Genomic DNA, 15,619 nt, shown 5'->3' with positions numbered 1-15,619 from the left:
CATATATTATAAAATAAAAACTGCTTATTTAGCAGTTTTTATTTTTCTATTTTTAAGCTCAAACCAAATAGGTGATGCAATAAATATTGATGAATAAGTACCAGCTAAAACACCAATCATAAGTGGCAATGCAAGTACCTTAATATCTTCAACACCTATTATATATAGTACAAGAATTGCAATCAAAGTAGTAAGAGAAGTATTTATTGTCCTACTCATAGATTGTTTTATACTATTGTTTATTAAATTTTCTGCTGACTCCCTTGGATATAGTTTAGCATTTTCTCTTATTCTATCAAAAATAACTATTGTATCATTTATAGAATATCCTAATATAGTTAAGATTGCAGCAATAAATGAACTGTTTACTGGGATTCTAAGTATCGAATAAACTGCTAACATAATAAATATATCATGGACTAAAGCCACTATAGCTGCTACACCAAAATTAAATTCAAATCTCCATGTTATATATCCAAGCATCAATACTGTAGCTATTAATGTAGATAACATAGCTTTATTCTTTATTTCCTTTCCCATAAAAGGACCAAATTTCTCAGATTGAAAACTATTTTTACTTATATCGTATTTTTCTACAAATTTATTTACTATACTTGTAATAGTATCGTTTGGAAGATCCAAAGTACTCTTTATTATTAATTCATTTTTTTCAGTACCTGCATGTAAAATACTTGCATTTTTATCATATTCGTCCATTATCTCTCTAATCTCATCTACTGGTATAAACTTTCCTGCATTTATTTGAATTAATGTACCGCCAGTAAAATCAATTCCATAGTTTAAACCTTTAATAAAAAACATTAAAAGTCCAGATATAATTATAACTAATGAAAATATTGCAAATATCTTTCTATTTTTTATAATATCCATTTTCTCACCCCTCTATTAAGCTCCATAAAGCTTACTATTTTTACCACCTGTAACTGATACCATCAATTTTAATAGATATTTTGAAATAATAACTGATGTTATCATAGAAGCTACTATACCAATTATTAAGGTTACTCCAAAACCTTTAATAGGGCCAGTACCAAAATAATATAATACAGTTCCAGCTATTAATGTGGTTATATTAGAATCTATTACAGAAGTAAGTGCTCTTTTAAAACCTGCATCTACTGCTGTTCTAACAGTCTTACCAATTCTTATTTCTTCTTTTATTCTTTCAAAAATTATAACATTAGCATCTACTGCCATACCTATAGATAGAATCAACCCTGCTATACCTGGCAGTGTTAGTTTAACTCCTAAACCTGACATTGTATATATAGTTATTAATGTATATATAGTAAGTCCAATAGAAGCAATAAATCCAGGTACTCTATACATAATTATCATAAATACCATAATTATAAGAAGTGCAATCCCACCTGCTTTAAGACTCTTTTCATATGCTTCTAATCCTAAAGTTGGTCCAATTACAGATGTTTGTAATTCTTTCATCTCCACTGGTAAAGCACCTGCTCTAATTAAAGTTGCCAACTGTTTAGCCTCTTCTGGAGTAAATCCTCCTGTTATAACAGCCTTACCATCTGTAATTGCTGTTCCTCCTTCTGCAACATTTTTTACTGCAGGATAGGATATTACTTGGTCATCTAAAATAATATAGATAATTCTCTCTTCTCTCTCTTCTTTCAGCGTAAGTCTTCCAGTAGCCTCAGCAAATCTTTGAGTACCTTCCTTGTCCAATTCTAGAGTTACAACAATCTCTTGTTGTCCTAGTTGATTAGTAGTATATTGAACCTCTGAACCAGCTACATTTTTACCTGTTAATACAATATTTCTATCTGGGTCAACAAATTGCAGCTGTGCTGTTTTACCTATTAATTCAATAGCTTCCTGTGGATCATCTATACCTGCTAATTCGATTCTTATTCTATTTCCACCTTCAATTGAAATATTAGGTTCTGACACCCCTAATCCATTTACCCTTTCATTGATAATTGCTTTTGATTGCTCCATAATTTTTTGAAGTTCAGCACCTTTGGCATCAGTTTGAGCCTCTAGTACTACATAAACTCCTCCAGCTAACTCTAGACCTAAATCAACAGAATCCTTTGCCTTTGGAATTTCATATTTGCCAAATTTAGCACCATTTAATGCTAAAAATGCGCTGCCTCCTACTATAGCTAATACTAATATCAATAGTATAGTATTCTTAGCTTTCATCTTATCCCTCCTGATCATCTAAATTTGCCAATATAGAAATGGCACATTCTATTCTTTTCTTTTCCATCTCACAGCCTAATTTATATGCTTTACTAAGATCATTATGAGCATGGTATGAGTTTGCATGGCATCCGCCGCTACAATAAAATCTTGCCCAACACTCTCTACAATCTTCCTTATTGTATACATTAGCTTTCTTAAACTTATCCCTTAAAGCTGTGTTTTCAACTCCATCAAAGACACTGCCTAGCTTAAATCCTTCTTCCCCTACAAATTGATGACAAGGATATAAATCTCCTTCAGGGGTAACAGCCATGTACTCTGAACCAGCACCACAGCCAACAGCTCTTTTGATTATACAAGGTCCCTGTTTTAAATCTATCATAAAATGGAAAAAGTAAAAATCCTTGTCCATCTTCTTTATATTAATGTATTCTTTGGAAAGGTTTTCATATTCCTCTAAAATAGATTCCAAATGTTCCTCTCTTAGAGCATAGTCCATTTCCTCAGATGTTACTACAGGCTCTATTGAAATCTTTTTAAATCCATTATTATAAAAATCCAAGGCATCTTTGGAAAAATCAATATTATTGCTAGTAAAAGTACCTCTAATATAATAGTCCTTATCGCCTCTTTTTTCTGCCATCTTTTTAAAGTTAGGTAGAATAATATCATAACTGCCTTGTCCATTGATTGTCTTTCTCATATTATCATTGACTTCTTTTCTGCCATCTAAACTAAGAACAACATTTGACATATTTTCATTTATATAATCAATTTTATCATCATCTAGTAAAATTCCATTTGTAGTAATGGTAAATCTAAAATTCTTATTGTGTGTTTTTTCTAAGCTTCTTCCATAACCTACTAATTCCTTAACTAATTCAAAGTTCATAAGAGGCTCTCCACCGAAAAAGTCAACCTCTAGATTTCTTCTTGAACCAGAATGTTTAACAAGATAGTCCAATGCCTTTTTTCCTACTTCCAAGGACATTAATGACCTTTCGCCCTTAAAATCTCCTTGTGATGCAAAACAATAATTGCATTTTAAATTACAATCATGTGCCACATGTAAACACATTGCTTTCACTATGTTTTGTTCATTATATTTGAAACTTGAAATATCTACACCTTCAGAAAATAAAAGCCCCTCTTTAACTAATTCGTCTATTTCATTATAAACATCTTCAACTGCTTTTTCACCATAGGTACTTTTAAATATATCTTTTATCTCATCTACGGACTTTTCTCCATAATAATCTATTATTTCATATACAATTTTATCGACTACATGTACTGCACCAGTATTTACATCTAAAATAATATGCTTATTATTTAAATGAAACTTATGCATCTTCGATGCTCTATTCATTAAATTTCCTCCCAATTAACAATTTTATACAAATAAAAAGTAGTGGATAAACCACCACCCTTTACTTGCCTATTTATTTTCGCATTTTTGATTTCCTACAGTACAGGATGTTTTACAAGCTGATTGACAAGACGTTTGACATTCTCCACAGCCGCCTTTTGCTATAGTATCTTTTAAGTTGCTACCAGATATTGTCTTTATATATTTCATTTCAAATCCCCCCTTGGCGTCTATTTTCTGCTATTCATTATATCATATTTTTTTTTGAATTCAAAGCTTTTTTTCTTTTATGATATGTTTATACCAATAATTCCACCTATTATTCCAGTAATACATGCCAGCGCCAATTTTGAAATAGAAAATATATCCAATGTTAAAGATTTTAGAAACATAAAATTAAGTATGATTAATATTAAATAATATACTATTCCCACTATGCCTCCATTAATCCAGCCTTTTTCCTTAATCCCCCTTGATACATAAACACTTCCTGATATTATACTCAACATCATAATTATTGTATTTATTAAAGGCATCTTGTTCTCTTTAAGTGATGAATAAGTTAATAGTAGTGAAAAGAATAATATTAAAATACATGTAATAATATAGGCCAGCAACAACCCCCTTAATAAATGAACACCTCTGTCTAAACTCTTTGTTTTCATAATATCCCCCTCCTTATCCTTAATTTAATTTATTTAAGGAAAGTCATATTTATTACATAAAAAAGGTAGATATTAAAAATACCTACCTTTACATTAACTTAAATATACTATTTTTAATAAAAACATATGGCTTATTTATATTAAGCATCCATCCCAACTAGCCTTATAATATCCATTTATAGTTGGACGACTGTGGTTGTTTGTTAATATCCCATAGTATGGGATATCATCAGCTATTCTTATACGCAATTGGTATACCCCACTTATAAATTCTGCTTCATATATTTCAGAATATCCGAGACTGTTAATTATTTCTACACTAAATGGTGTATCCGCTGCAGCCTTAAAAGTCCCTGGACAAAATTTATAATCTGTGTAAGTATAATTTTTTGTTCCACTCCAATCATGCTCATAATACGAGCTTTTATTTGAATTAGGAGCTAGATATTTAGGTGCAGTTGTTGCTCTAGTTTCAGGTTTTCTTTCAAAATTCTCAGGCATTTTGAAAATATGTTCTGTAACTTCATCAATTGCTGGCATTTTAAAGATATGTTCTGTAACTTCGGGATTTTCTTGGTTTAATAAATCTAAATTGGATTCAGCATGAACTATAGTTGTACTTAATAAAATAAAAGCAGCTATAAATATCTTACCTTTTTTCATAATAAATCCTCCTTATTTTAAAATAGTATATATTTTCTAAAATAGTATATATTAAGTTAATTAAAATATCTAAATGTATCAAATAAACCATTTTAAAGAGTTTCTAGTAGATATTTCCTAATATCTCTTGACATGAATTATACATATAAATACAATTTTGTCAAATGAATAATCATATAATTGCGAAAATTTAAGTCAATTTAAGATGATATACATAAAAATTCTTCCCACTCAAGTAGAAAGATTTTCTTGATATTTATATCCTTTGGTATCTACTTCTTCATTTTATAGTTGGACGGTTATAGCTGTCTGAAATATAAGAAAGCTTCCCAAATTTAATAAGGAAGCTTTTCTTGCTATTTATCTTCTTCTTTAGTATCTACTTCTTCATTTTTAGATTTTTTTGATTCATTTTTATCAACTACTGAACCAACAGACCATCTAGTCATATCTAATTTAGTCTTAGCAGAACCTACTTCAATGGTTACATAATCTTCTTTTACCTTGATAATCTTACCATAAATCCCACCAATAGTAACTATTTCGTCGCCAACTCTTAAACTGTCTCTCATTTCTTTTATCTTTTGCTCTCTTTTCTTTTGTGGTCTAATAGCAAAGATGTAGAATATGACTATAAACCCTATAGGTATTATTAGTCCTTGTAACTGTTGTGGCATGTATAAACCCCTCCCTTTCTATAATCTATTATACAGTATTTTTTAAATAATTCACCTAATATTTATCATTATAACCATATTTTTTGTAAAACTCATCTTTATATTCAAGAATTCTATCTTCTTTTATAGCTTTTCTAATGCTTTCCATTAACTTTATTAAAAAATATAAATTATGGATTGTAGCAAGTCTTGCTCCAAGAATTTCATCTACATTAAATAAATGTCTAATATATGCTCTGGAATAGTTTTTACAAGCATAGCAATCACATTCTGGGTCTAACTTTGTAAAATCCTTTGAATACTTTGCATTTCTTATGACTAACTTTCCCTGAGATGTAAGGACAGTTCCATTTCTTGCAATTCTAGTAGGAAGTACACAATCTGCCATATCTATACCTCTGATTACAGATTCAAACAAATAATCTGGAGTTCCAACTCCCATATTATATCTAGGTTTATTCTTAGGTAATAAAGGGGTAGTAAAGTCTAAAAGCTCGCACATTAATTCTTTAGGTTCTCCTACACTAAGACCGCCTATTGCATATCCTGGGAAGTCTAATCCCACTAACTCCCTGGCACTTTGCTCTCTCAAATCCTTATACATTCCGCCTTGAACTATTCCAAATAATCCTTGTTTATCCCAATCTTTATGATAGTCTTTGCACCTTTTCGCCCACCTAGTTGTTCTTTCCATAGAATGTTTTGCATACTCATAGGTCGCTGGATAAGGAGTACATTCATCAAAGCACATCATAATATCCGATCCCAGAGAATTTTGGATTTCAATTGACTTTTCTGGACTTATAAAATGTTTGGAACCATCAATATGAGATCTAAACTCCACACCTTCTTCTTTTATTTTTCTTAAATCTCCTAAACTAAAAACTTGAAATCCTCCGCTATCAGTTAAAATAGGTCCGTCCCAGTTCATAAATTTATGCAGTCCTCCTGCTTCTTCTATTAATTTATGCCCTGGTTTTAAATACAAATGATACGTATTGCTTAAAATTATTTGTGCACCTAGACTTTTTACTTCTTCTGGAGTCATGGTTTTAACCGTTGCCCTAGTTCCTACAGGCATAAATATTGGCGTTTCTATGACCCCATGGGGAGTATATAATTTTCCTAATCTTGCTTTGCAATCTTTCGCTTCTTTTAGTAACTCAAATTTTATTGCCATAATTCCCTCCAATTATTTTATAAACATGGCATCGCCAAAACTAAAAAATCTATATTCTTTTTCTACTGCTATTTTATATGCATTAAGTATTATTTCCCTACTAGATAAAGCACTGACCAACATAAGTAAAGTCGATTCAGGCAGATGAAAGTTTGTAATCAATCTATCTACAATCTTAAACCTATATACGGGATAAATAAATATATCAGTCCAACCTGATTTTGGTGTAATCTTACCATCTTCATCAGCTACAGTCTCTAATGTTCTAGTAGAGGTCGTACCTACAGATATGATTTTTCCACCATTCATCTTAGATTTATTAATAATATTTGCTGCTTCCTCTGGTATATTATAGTATTCTGAATGCATATGATGCTCTAAGATATTATCTACCTTAACAGGTCTAAATGTACCAAGTCCTACATGTAAAGTTATATATGCTATGTTAACACCTTTATCTTTAATTTTATCTATTAGTTCATTGGTGAAATGAAGACCTGCCGTCGGAGCAGCTGCAGAACCCTTATTTTTTGAATAAACAGTTTGATATCTATCTTTATCCTCTAAAACTTCTGTAATATATGGAGGTAACGGCATCTCACCTAAACTATCTAAAATCTCTTCAAATATTCCCTTATATTCAAATTTTATAATTCTAGTACCATCTTCTCCTATTGATAAAACTTCACCTTTTAAAATTCCATCACCAAATTCTATTATATGCCCTGGTCTAGCTTTCTTCCCAGGTTTCACTAGAGTCTCCCATAGATTATCTCCTGTTCTTTTAAGAAGAAGAATTTCTATTTTTTCCTCTTTTCCTATTCTATTTCCAAATAGTCTGGCAGGTATTACCTTAGTATCGTTTAAGACTAAGCAGTCACCTTTATTTAGATATTCAATAATATCTTTAAAATGTCTATGTTCTATTTCACCAGTTTGTTTATCTAGCACTAATAGCCTAGATTCTTCCCTATTCTCTAAAGGGTGCTGAGCTATTAATTCCTCTGGTAAAAAATAATTAAAATCTTCTCTTTTCATTACATCATCCTTCTCTTCTGTTTATTAATTAATTGTTTGATAATACATCTATTCCAGTATAATAATATTTTAGGATTTCCTCAAAATCATATCCTAATTCAGCCATTTTTTTAGCCCCAAATTGACTCATACCTACTCCATGGCCAAATCCTTTTCCTTCAATTAATATTTCGGAAGAGTCTATAGGATAAAATTCTCCTAATGTTTCAATCTTATCTTTTCCAATTGCTCTACTTACAGTTCCCCGATTTGGTTTCTTTTGATTTTTTTCATCAAGTATATAAGCTTTATCAACATCTATAGTTTGAGGTTTAAACATTCCTCCATCTATAACATAGACTTGACTATTTGATGTATTAATATTACTACTTTTTATATTAAACCAAGAACTTTTAAATTTCGTAGCTCCAACTATATTTCTAAATTTGGTACCATCTATAACCTGCTCTCCTTTGGTGCCAATTATTTTTATCTTATTTACTTTTCCAGTTAAAGTAGCATCAACGACTTCCATCCCTTGTAAGCTCCCTATATTTACTCCAGATGAGATTAGATTATTGTTTAACTCATTAATATTGATACTAAAACTCCATTTACTATAGGGAGATTCTGATGAAAACTTATCTTCTACAGATTTTAAATATGGAAAATCTCCACCCCATACATTTACACTATCCTCAGTAAAACCACTGCTTGTTGAATGAAATATGGCTTCTATTACCTTTCCATTATAATATGCAAAAGTATCCCTTGTTTCATCTACTGCTAAATTAGTCGATGACTTTTCATATTCAACTCCAGAATATACTTGACAATGAGTAGTATCACATAAATTAAATCCTTCTGAAGAATGTTTATTTATGTTTGAAATTGCAAAACTCCTAGAAGCTACTGCTTGTGCCTTTAACGCCTCTACATGAAAAGTAGCCGGCATTTCTGCTGGGACTACTCCATATAAATAATTCTCAAGTCCAACATGATTAATAACAATAATCTCATTATTTTTACTTAACAATCTAATATAATCCCTATATCTGTCTTTCTCAACAGTTATTATTGGGTCATTAAATGTATCTGAAGCAATTAAAACACTACCATCCTTTGGTAAAGTAAATACTACATCATCTGTAGAATTAAGTAAATCTATACCATTCCCACTTAATACAGCTTTTATATCTGTATCGTCTATGTTTAATATAATATCATTCTTATTATTGACAGAGGATAACAAAAATCCACTATTACTTCCAAGATTAACTACATTTTTCTGCTTTATTGGTTTTGTTAGTTTTATGTTTAAATACTGATTGTCAAAGGATTTAGCATAAGATTTTTTAATAGGTAATAAAATTAATAATAATACAAGTATTAAAAATCTGGATATATTTTTCTTCATATATCTCTTTCCCCCTAATTATATTTTATTAATCTTCAGTATATGGAATTTCAAAATGTTCATATGCTTTTTTAGAAACTATTCTTCCTCTAGGAGTTCTATTTAAAAATCCTATTTGTAAGAGATATGGCTCATATACATCTTCTATAGTATTTCTTTCTTCTCCCGTTGCAGCTGATAGTGTATCTACTCCTACAGGCCCTCCACTAAAATTTTCTATTAAAGTAAGAATTAATTTTCTATCTACACTATCTAGACCAAGCTCATCGATTTCAAGGATTTGTAAGCCTCTTTTGGCTACTTCCCAGGTAATTACACCCTTCTCTACAACCTGAGCATAATCTCTGACTCTTTTAAGCAGTCTATTTGCAATTCTAGGCGTCCCTCTGGATCTTTTTGCTATTTCTAAAGCTCCCTTATCTTCAATTTCTATATCTAATATATCAGCAGACCTAGTTACAATCTGTTTTAAACTTTCATCATCATATAACTCCAGATTTAGCATTACACCGAATCTATCTCTAAGTGGCGATGTTAAAAGTCCAGCCCTAGTAGTTGCACCAATAAGTGTAAACTTGGATAAATCAAGCCTTACTGATCTAGCTGAAGGTCCTTTTCCTATTATTATATCTAAGGCAAAATCTTCCATTGCAGGATATAGTATTTCCTCTACTGTTCTATTAATTCTGTGAATCTCATCAATAAATAGAACATCTCCCTCAGAAAGGTTAGTTAAAATACTAGCTAAGTCTCCAGGTCTTTCAATAGCAGGTCCTGATGTGACTCTAATATTTACACCCATTTCATTAGCAATAATATTTGCTAAAGTGGTTTTCCCAAGTCCAGGAGGCCCATATAATAGTACATGGTCTAGAGATTCATTTCTTCCTTTAGCTGCTTGAATAAAAATATTTAATTTTTCCTTAGCCTTATCTTGACCTATATATTCATTAATCCATTTAGGCCTTAATGTTAATTCATTATCTAAGTCTTCATTTCTCAAACTTCCAGCCATTATTCTATCATTAATATTATCCATTTATTAACTCCTTCTAATGTTTTGATAACCTTTTTAATGTCTCCCTAATTATATCTTCTATGTCCATATTTGATATATCTATAGTTTTTATAATCTTCTCAACTTCTATTCTTGTATATCCTAAAGACATCAATCCATTTATAGCTTCCATATGAGTTTCATAACCTGAATTACTTATATCCTCTTCTTCGATTTCTATATTTTTATCTATTCTATCTTTTAACTCTAAGACAATTCTTTCTGCTGTCTTTTTACCAATCCCCGGTGCCTTACACAAAATATCTATATCTTTTCTTATTATAGCTAATTTAATTTGGTTATAATTAAGTGTAGATAATACTCCTAATGCTATTTTAGGTCCTATTTTGGAAACCATCTGAAGCAATTTAAACATATCAAGTTCTTCTTCTGATGTAAATCCATAAAGAAATACTCCATCTTCCCTTACGTTCAAATATGTAAAAATCATTGCATTTTGCATTCCCAATTCAACTTGAAGCATTGTATTAGTAGATGTAAATATTTTATAACCTATTCCATTATTCTGTAATACTATATAATCTTCCTTTATGGATACTATATCTCCTATAATAAACTCAAACAAAGTATTCACCCTTTATATATTATTTCATTCTAAAGGATTCCTTAAATTTAAGAGAGCTACCATGACAGATAGCTACTGCCAAAGCATCTGCCACATCATCTGGCTTAGGCTTTTCTTTTAAATTTAACAACATCCTTACCATTTCTTGAACTTGCCCCTTATCTGCCCTTCCATATCCTACAACGGATTGTTTTATTTGTAAAGGAGTATATTCATATATGTTTAATCCCTTATTAACAGCTGCCAATATTTCTACTCCTCTTGCTTGTCCTACCTTTATAGCCGTCTTTACATTCTTATTGAAAAACAATTCTTCTACAGCTAAATCCTCAGGTTTATATTTATCTATGATTTCAATAAGTTTAGTATATATTATTTTTATCCTATCTGGAAATAAAACATCCGAATCTGTTCTTATGCACCCGTAATCAATTGCCTTAAATTTATTTCCATTACATTCTAAAATGCTATATCCCACTATTGCAATTCCTGGATCAATTCCTAGAATTATCATCCCTAATCTCCCTTCTATAACTATATCTACTATTGTACCATATTTAGACAAAAAAACTAAGTTAGAATTTCTAACTTAGTTAGCTAATAAAATTCTCAAGGATTTCAGATAACTCATCTTCGTTATCTACTACAATACCCTCGATTATTTTTTCTTGGTCAATTTCCATTAATAGTGAAATAGGATAATCTACTAATACATTTTCCAATACCCTTTCCCCATTTTCTCCAATTCTGAATATGGCTATGGAACCATCCTTCTCTCCAACAATATAATGATTTTCACATAAATGATTTTTAGTGACTCCCAATGTTATTCTATTGGCTGAAAAAGAAATTATTTTTTTATTAGGATAGTTTGATTGAATATATTCAGTAAATTCATCTTTCGTCATATTAACCATATTATCTTCTACAAGATTAACCTTTGTAATAACATGGTCGCAAGCCATATAGTGAATCCTTTCTTCTATAAAAGTGTTTGGAGAAATTCTATTTCCTTCACCTAGTATCTCCATGTCTGAATAATCCGATATATTGTTGTCTTTATTATTTATTTTGCTAATGTCTTTTGGATTTAATTTTTTACTCATCAGCTGATAGCCCAATATGAAACTTACTAAAAATAAGGTCAGAGAAAAAAGGAAAACAGGCAAAACTTTATCTTTTTTCATAAATATCCCTCCAGATTACTATCTAGAGGGATATTATATCCATTTTATAAATTTTTATACATAAGTGTATTATTTTGCAACTTCGCCAATCTTAAACCCTGCTGATTGAATTCTATCAACTAATTTATCTACATCCTCCGTATCGACTCTAAGTATGACCTGAATTAAATCTAGTACCTTTGGATCCATAATAGCAAAATTTATTATATTTATGTTTTCTTTTTTAATTACATCAGTGAGTTTTGCCAATTGTCCCGGTAAATCAAACATATTTACAACAATTCTAGTTCCTTTATCTATTCCAAATATTTCTGAAAATGCATCAAATATTGCCGAATGGGTTAATATCCCTACAAATTTATTATTAGAATCAAAAACTGTCAAAAAAGGTGTTCTAAGTTCTTTTAATAAATAAGAAGCTTTCTCAATTCTTTCACCTGAATGAATTGACTCATAACTGCTATTATATATCTCTTCTACTGTCGTATTATTTAAGTATTCATCTTTATTACATTTACCAGATTCTAAATAATTTCTATAAACAGCTTCTTTCATAAGAATACCCTTAAATTCATCACCATCTATAACTGGCAATGATAAAAAATTCCCATTATTAATCTTTTCAAGGGCACTAGCTAAACTTTCTCCTAATTCAACTGTTGTCAGTTTTTCTTTTGATAACATATAGTTTCTAATAAACATTTGTATTCCCCCTTAAACTATTATCTATATCTCTTTAATACTCTATCGTTTAGTCCGTACCAATATGCCTCTTTATAGAGTTTTAAACCATCTTTAAGTACTATTTTTATCATTTCCTTATAAATATCATTTAGCTCATCTAAAGTTAATAAACTATCTTCCTTAGTACAACAAATCTTTGAATTATATTCTATTGTTAATTGTTCATCTAAATGTCTATTTAAGTTAAAAATCTTTCCTCTTAATAGTTTATTACAATAATCTTTAATAATATTATATAAGTATTTATTTTCTTTTTCGTTTTTCTGAATTTCTTCCCCAATTAGAGCCTTAATATCCGATATTTGTCTTATTTTATTGTCGAAATGATATAAATACTTTTTTTTATATAATTTATCTATAGGAATATTTCTTACTGCTATTTCTTCTAAATTATTTACCCAATAATTATTAAAATAACCATGTTTGTAACCTTCTAGATAAATAAATAGCTCTAATCGATTAATATCTTCATGAATTAGTTGTCCAAGGTTTAAAGATATAGAATAATTGCCTTTTTTCTGTTTTAAAAACTTACTTATGTGCTTTTTTAGATGATGTATAGATACATATTTGGGGCAAATGTTTGTAATATTTTCTTCTAAATCATATAGATTAAGGAGGATATGTATGCAATTTATATCATTTTTATAAAGAAATTTATATATTAATCCATCATAAATACTACATAATTCACTATTTGCTATTGCCATATCAATACCTCCCTTTTTATCAATTGTTGACAATCCTTTGATGTATTAAACATTTTAATTATAAAATTAAAAAGGACAGTAATGATTATTATACTACATAATCCCCTATAATTGATTAAAATTATATAATAACTTTCTTACAAAAATTTAATATCTAAATTAAAGGTGTATATAATTAATCAGGTCTCTTAGTTAAAGTTTCTATTATTTCATCATATGAACTACCTGATTCGATTTTATATCTACCAGTAATAATTTTTTTATCTAGTTTTTTTTCTTTCACGAATAAAATAAATTCATCCATATCTTCTATTAATTCTGCACGATAAAGTTTTCTAGCAACCGATGTAAGACTAGAACCACTTTCTACTAAAATCTCTATTTCTACTTTTGGTTCTTCTACCTCTTCTTTCTCTTCCTCCTCTATTAATTCCTCTTTAGGATTTTCCATATCTATACTTTCTTTTAAATTTACCATTCCCAATTCCCTTGCTCTCTCTATTATGACATCATCTCCTAAATCCATATACTTTATCTGGGGATAAAATGAATATAAAGCATTAACAAAAATAATGCCTATGCCTATGCCTAAAAATAGATATGCTAATTTAACTTTTTTATTCATATGTATAAATCACCTCATATATTATTATAATAACCCAATGTCTATTATAACATCTTATTTGTAAGTATAGTACCAATAAGATAGTATAATATTCTATTCCTTATAAATAATTATAAATATAAATAGTATTAAAATAGCTGATTTCTATATCATAAGAAATCAGCTATTAATTATCGGGACTATATTTTAAATTCATTTTAAAATTAAAATTCTAAAGCAAAATGTCCAGCCATTTCGTCAGAATAAGCTATAATAGTATCTAAAATGAAATATGAGATTTTTAAATTTAATGATAATGCAAAATCTAAATCATTTTTGAAATTAGTTTTCATTGAATATTCTTCTACTACTTCATCAATATATTCTTTTATAGTGCTTTTCAATTTTAATTGCGGAATATCATATATATTTAAATCATTGACATTTATTACATTCTTTTTAAATTCATGTGTTGCTGCAAATTCATTTAATTGAGATTCATATTTTATATGTTTTACCATATTACTAGCAAAAGTCCATCTATTTGCATGAGGTAAACATACATAATCACTTAAATAATGAGATATAACACCTACTTTTTTACTTAATATATTTATAGCTAATGGATCAAGTATTTTATTGAATTCTAGATACCTACTAATAAATATGACTTTCATAATTTCCTTGGAAATAAAGTTCAAACTTTCATCTTTATAGTGCCTAATAAGTTTATATTGAGGAAGTATATCTGGACATACTGAACCCCATAGTAATTTTTTCTTATCTAATTTTAAACCATATATATCAAATACATTATCATATATCTTTGATGCAATAATTTTATGAGAATCTGAGAATATTTTAAACACCCCTTTATAAAAATCTGTGTCTTAATTATAGTATAATAATTAAAAAATAAAGTCAACATAAAATGTCTATCAATATTGTAAGAATTTTTCTTTTAAATAATTATTATACAATGAATAATCCTCTTTATTAAAAAGAACAAATGTAATATCTAGATCAAATTCTTCTTTATCTATAAAATCAATAACTGCTCTTATGGCAATCTTCATAGCCTCTTCAATAGGGTAACCATAAGCACCCGTGGATATAGATGGAAAAGCAATTGTTTTAATATTATATTCTTTTGCCAATATTAGTGAATTATAGTAAGAGTTATATAATAATCCTTTTTCTCTTTCTTTTCCATTCTTATATATAGGACCTACAGTGTGTATTACATATTTACTAGGAAGATTTCCAGCAGTAGTTATCCTAGATTCTCCAGTAGGACATCCTCCAATTCTTTTACACTGTTCTAAAATCCTTTTCCCTCCAACTCTGTGTATAGCTCCATCAACGCCTCCCCCACCTAGTAAAGTATTATTAGCTGCATTTACTATTGCATCCACATTTGCATCTGTTATATCGCCTAATAAAGCATTAATCTGTATATCTTTATACTTAAACATAATATCACCTCTATAAATTAAATAATAGCGTTAATCATAATTCATAACGCTTGAAATCACTGTATCTTACACAGT

General features: G+C 29.2%; 19 protein-coding genes. All 19 read right to left on the bottom strand.

The annotated features are described in order from the left end of the window. Positions 1 to 24: 24 nt before the first annotated feature. The 19 genes from secF to ABWP20_RS15435 all read right to left on the bottom strand — a co-directional run bounded on the left by secF (position 25) and on the right by ABWP20_RS15435 (position 15,544). On the bottom strand, positions 25 to 891 hold the full coding sequence (gene secF / locus ABWP20_RS15525) for a protein translocase subunit SecF (protein WP_353097019.1): 867 nt from the start codon (positions 889 to 891) through the stop codon (positions 25 to 27). A gap of 15 nt (positions 892 to 906) precedes the next feature. Continuing rightward, positions 907 to 2,190: a protein translocase subunit SecD gene (gene secD, locus ABWP20_RS15520; protein WP_353097018.1), complete on the bottom strand. Its 1,284-nt coding sequence runs from the start codon at positions 2,188 to 2,190 to the stop codon at positions 907 to 909. Between the two features lies 1 nt (position 2,191). Further along, positions 2,192 to 3,562 carry a thioether cross-link-forming SCIFF peptide maturase gene (gene scfB, locus ABWP20_RS15515; protein ID WP_353097016.1) on the bottom strand — a complete coding sequence of 457 codons (1,371 nt, stop codon included), beginning with the start codon at positions 3,560 to 3,562 and terminating at the stop codon, positions 2,192 to 2,194. 69 nt (positions 3,563 to 3,631) lie between these two features. Beyond that, entirely contained in the window at positions 3,632 to 3,772 is a 141-nt protein-coding gene (gene scfA, locus ABWP20_RS15510; protein WP_072977839.1) for a six-cysteine ranthipeptide SCIFF, read from the bottom strand. 77 nt (positions 3,773 to 3,849) lie between these two features. Further along, complete coding sequence (locus ABWP20_RS15505) at positions 3,850 to 4,227, bottom strand: TIGR04086 family membrane protein (RefSeq protein ID WP_353097015.1); 378 nt, start codon at positions 4,225 to 4,227, stop codon at positions 3,850 to 3,852. A 135-nt stretch (positions 4,228 to 4,362) separates the two neighbouring features. Next, positions 4,363 to 4,890 (bottom strand): hypothetical protein, encoded by a 528-nt coding sequence (locus ABWP20_RS15500; RefSeq protein WP_353097014.1) that lies wholly within the window; start codon positions 4,888 to 4,890, stop codon positions 4,363 to 4,365. A gap of 356 nt (positions 4,891 to 5,246) precedes the next feature. Next, positions 5,247 to 5,567, bottom strand: a complete 321-nt coding sequence (yajC, locus tag ABWP20_RS15495) for a preprotein translocase subunit YajC (RefSeq protein WP_353097012.1) — start codon at positions 5,565 to 5,567, stop codon at positions 5,247 to 5,249. A 55-nt stretch (positions 5,568 to 5,622) separates the two neighbouring features. Next, positions 5,623 to 6,747: a tRNA guanosine(34) transglycosylase Tgt gene (gene tgt / locus ABWP20_RS15490; RefSeq protein WP_353097011.1), complete on the bottom strand. Its 1,125-nt coding sequence runs from the start codon at positions 6,745 to 6,747 to the stop codon at positions 5,623 to 5,625. A gap of 12 nt (positions 6,748 to 6,759) precedes the next feature. Next, the gene (gene queA, locus ABWP20_RS15485; RefSeq protein ID WP_353097009.1) at positions 6,760 to 7,785 is read right to left on the bottom strand and encodes a tRNA preQ1(34) S-adenosylmethionine ribosyltransferase-isomerase QueA; all 1,026 of its coding nucleotides are present in this window, start codon (positions 7,783 to 7,785) and stop codon (positions 6,760 to 6,762) included. A gap of 28 nt (positions 7,786 to 7,813) precedes the next feature. Continuing rightward, positions 7,814 to 9,181 carry a SpoIID/LytB domain-containing protein gene (locus tag ABWP20_RS15480; protein ID WP_353097007.1) on the bottom strand — a complete coding sequence of 456 codons (1,368 nt, stop codon included), beginning with the start codon at positions 9,179 to 9,181 and terminating at the stop codon, positions 7,814 to 7,816. 28 nt (positions 9,182 to 9,209) lie between these two features. Next, positions 9,210 to 10,220: a Holliday junction branch migration DNA helicase RuvB gene (ruvB, locus tag ABWP20_RS15475; protein ID WP_353097005.1), complete on the bottom strand. Its 1,011-nt coding sequence runs from the start codon at positions 10,218 to 10,220 to the stop codon at positions 9,210 to 9,212. A gap of 13 nt (positions 10,221 to 10,233) precedes the next feature. Further along, positions 10,234 to 10,824, bottom strand: coding sequence for a Holliday junction branch migration protein RuvA (gene ruvA / locus ABWP20_RS15470; RefSeq protein WP_353097004.1), 591 nt, complete (start codon positions 10,822 to 10,824; stop codon positions 10,234 to 10,236). A gap of 19 nt (positions 10,825 to 10,843) precedes the next feature. Next, complete coding sequence (gene ruvC, locus ABWP20_RS15465; protein WP_353097002.1) at positions 10,844 to 11,338, bottom strand: crossover junction endodeoxyribonuclease RuvC; 495 nt, start codon at positions 11,336 to 11,338, stop codon at positions 10,844 to 10,846. A gap of 79 nt (positions 11,339 to 11,417) precedes the next feature. After that, on the bottom strand, positions 11,418 to 12,011 hold the full coding sequence (locus tag ABWP20_RS15460) for a hypothetical protein (protein ID WP_353097001.1): 594 nt from the start codon (positions 12,009 to 12,011) through the stop codon (positions 11,418 to 11,420). A gap of 69 nt (positions 12,012 to 12,080) precedes the next feature. Further along, on the bottom strand, positions 12,081 to 12,713 hold the full coding sequence (locus tag ABWP20_RS15455) for a CBS domain-containing protein (RefSeq protein ID WP_353097000.1): 633 nt from the start codon (positions 12,711 to 12,713) through the stop codon (positions 12,081 to 12,083). A 20-nt stretch (positions 12,714 to 12,733) separates the two neighbouring features. Next, complete coding sequence (locus tag ABWP20_RS15450) at positions 12,734 to 13,465, bottom strand: hypothetical protein (protein ID WP_353096999.1); 732 nt, start codon at positions 13,463 to 13,465, stop codon at positions 12,734 to 12,736. A 175-nt stretch (positions 13,466 to 13,640) separates the two neighbouring features. Further along, positions 13,641 to 14,090, bottom strand: a complete 450-nt coding sequence (locus tag ABWP20_RS15445) for an endolytic transglycosylase MltG (RefSeq protein ID WP_353096997.1) — start codon at positions 14,088 to 14,090, stop codon at positions 13,641 to 13,643. A 203-nt stretch (positions 14,091 to 14,293) separates the two neighbouring features. Beyond that, positions 14,294 to 14,938, bottom strand: coding sequence for a zinc dependent phospholipase C family protein (locus ABWP20_RS15440; RefSeq protein WP_353096996.1), 645 nt, complete (start codon positions 14,936 to 14,938; stop codon positions 14,294 to 14,296). 69 nt (positions 14,939 to 15,007) lie between these two features. Further along, on the bottom strand, positions 15,008 to 15,544 hold the full coding sequence (locus ABWP20_RS15435; protein WP_353096994.1) for an O-acetyl-ADP-ribose deacetylase: 537 nt from the start codon (positions 15,542 to 15,544) through the stop codon (positions 15,008 to 15,010). Between the last annotated feature and the right edge of the window lie 75 nt (positions 15,545 to 15,619).

The organism is Tissierella praeacuta (genome assembly GCF_040396155.1).
Classification (GTDB): Bacteria; Bacillota; Clostridia; order Tissierellales; family Tissierellaceae; genus Tissierella; species Tissierella praeacuta_A.
This window is presented reverse-complemented; position numbering and strand designations above follow the sequence as displayed.

What these genes read in the sequence shown, in the direction of transcription:
- secD (WP_353097018.1), bottom strand. Translation starts at nt 2,190, where the DNA reads ATGAAAGCTAAGAATACTATACTATTGATATTAGTATTAGCTATAGTA.
- ABWP20_RS15480 (WP_353097007.1), bottom strand. Translation starts at nt 9,181, where the DNA reads ATGAAGAAAAATATATCCAGATTTTTAATACTTGTATTATTATTAATT.
- ABWP20_RS15445 (WP_353096997.1), bottom strand. Translation starts at nt 14,090, where the DNA reads ATGAATAAAAAAGTTAAATTAGCATATCTATTTTTAGGCATAGGCATA.
- ABWP20_RS15455 (WP_353097000.1), bottom strand. Translation starts at nt 12,713, where the DNA reads ATGTTTATTAGAAACTATATGTTATCAAAAGAAAAACTGACAACAGTT.
- ABWP20_RS15450 (WP_353096999.1), bottom strand. Translation starts at nt 13,465, where the DNA reads ATGGCAATAGCAAATAGTGAATTATGTAGTATTTATGATGGATTAATA.
- ruvC (WP_353097002.1), bottom strand. Translation starts at nt 11,338, where the DNA reads ATGATAATTCTAGGAATTGATCCAGGAATTGCAATAGTGGGATATAGC.
- ABWP20_RS15500 (WP_353097014.1), bottom strand. Translation starts at nt 4,890, where the DNA reads ATGAAAAAAGGTAAGATATTTATAGCTGCTTTTATTTTATTAAGTACA.
- queA (WP_353097009.1), bottom strand. Translation starts at nt 7,785, where the DNA reads ATGAAAAGAGAAGATTTTAATTATTTTTTACCAGAGGAATTAATAGCT.
- ABWP20_RS15435 (WP_353096994.1), bottom strand. Translation starts at nt 15,544, where the DNA reads ATGTTTAAGTATAAAGATATACAGATTAATGCTTTATTAGGCGATATA.
- scfA (WP_072977839.1), bottom strand. Translation starts at nt 3,772, where the DNA reads ATGAAATATATAAAGACAATATCTGGTAGCAACTTAAAAGATACTATA.
- ABWP20_RS15460 (WP_353097001.1), bottom strand. Translation starts at nt 12,011, where the DNA reads ATGAAAAAAGATAAAGTTTTGCCTGTTTTCCTTTTTTCTCTGACCTTA.
- yajC (WP_353097012.1), bottom strand. Translation starts at nt 5,567, where the DNA reads ATGCCACAACAGTTACAAGGACTAATAATACCTATAGGGTTTATAGTC.
- scfB (WP_353097016.1), bottom strand. Translation starts at nt 3,562, where the DNA reads ATGAATAGAGCATCGAAGATGCATAAGTTTCATTTAAATAATAAGCAT.
- secF (WP_353097019.1), bottom strand. Translation starts at nt 891, where the DNA reads ATGGATATTATAAAAAATAGAAAGATATTTGCAATATTTTCATTAGTT.
- ABWP20_RS15505 (WP_353097015.1), bottom strand. Translation starts at nt 4,227, where the DNA reads ATGAAAACAAAGAGTTTAGACAGAGGTGTTCATTTATTAAGGGGGTTG.
- ruvB (WP_353097005.1), bottom strand. Translation starts at nt 10,220, where the DNA reads ATGGATAATATTAATGATAGAATAATGGCTGGAAGTTTGAGAAATGAA.
- tgt (WP_353097011.1), bottom strand. Translation starts at nt 6,747, where the DNA reads ATGGCAATAAAATTTGAGTTACTAAAAGAAGCGAAAGATTGCAAAGCA.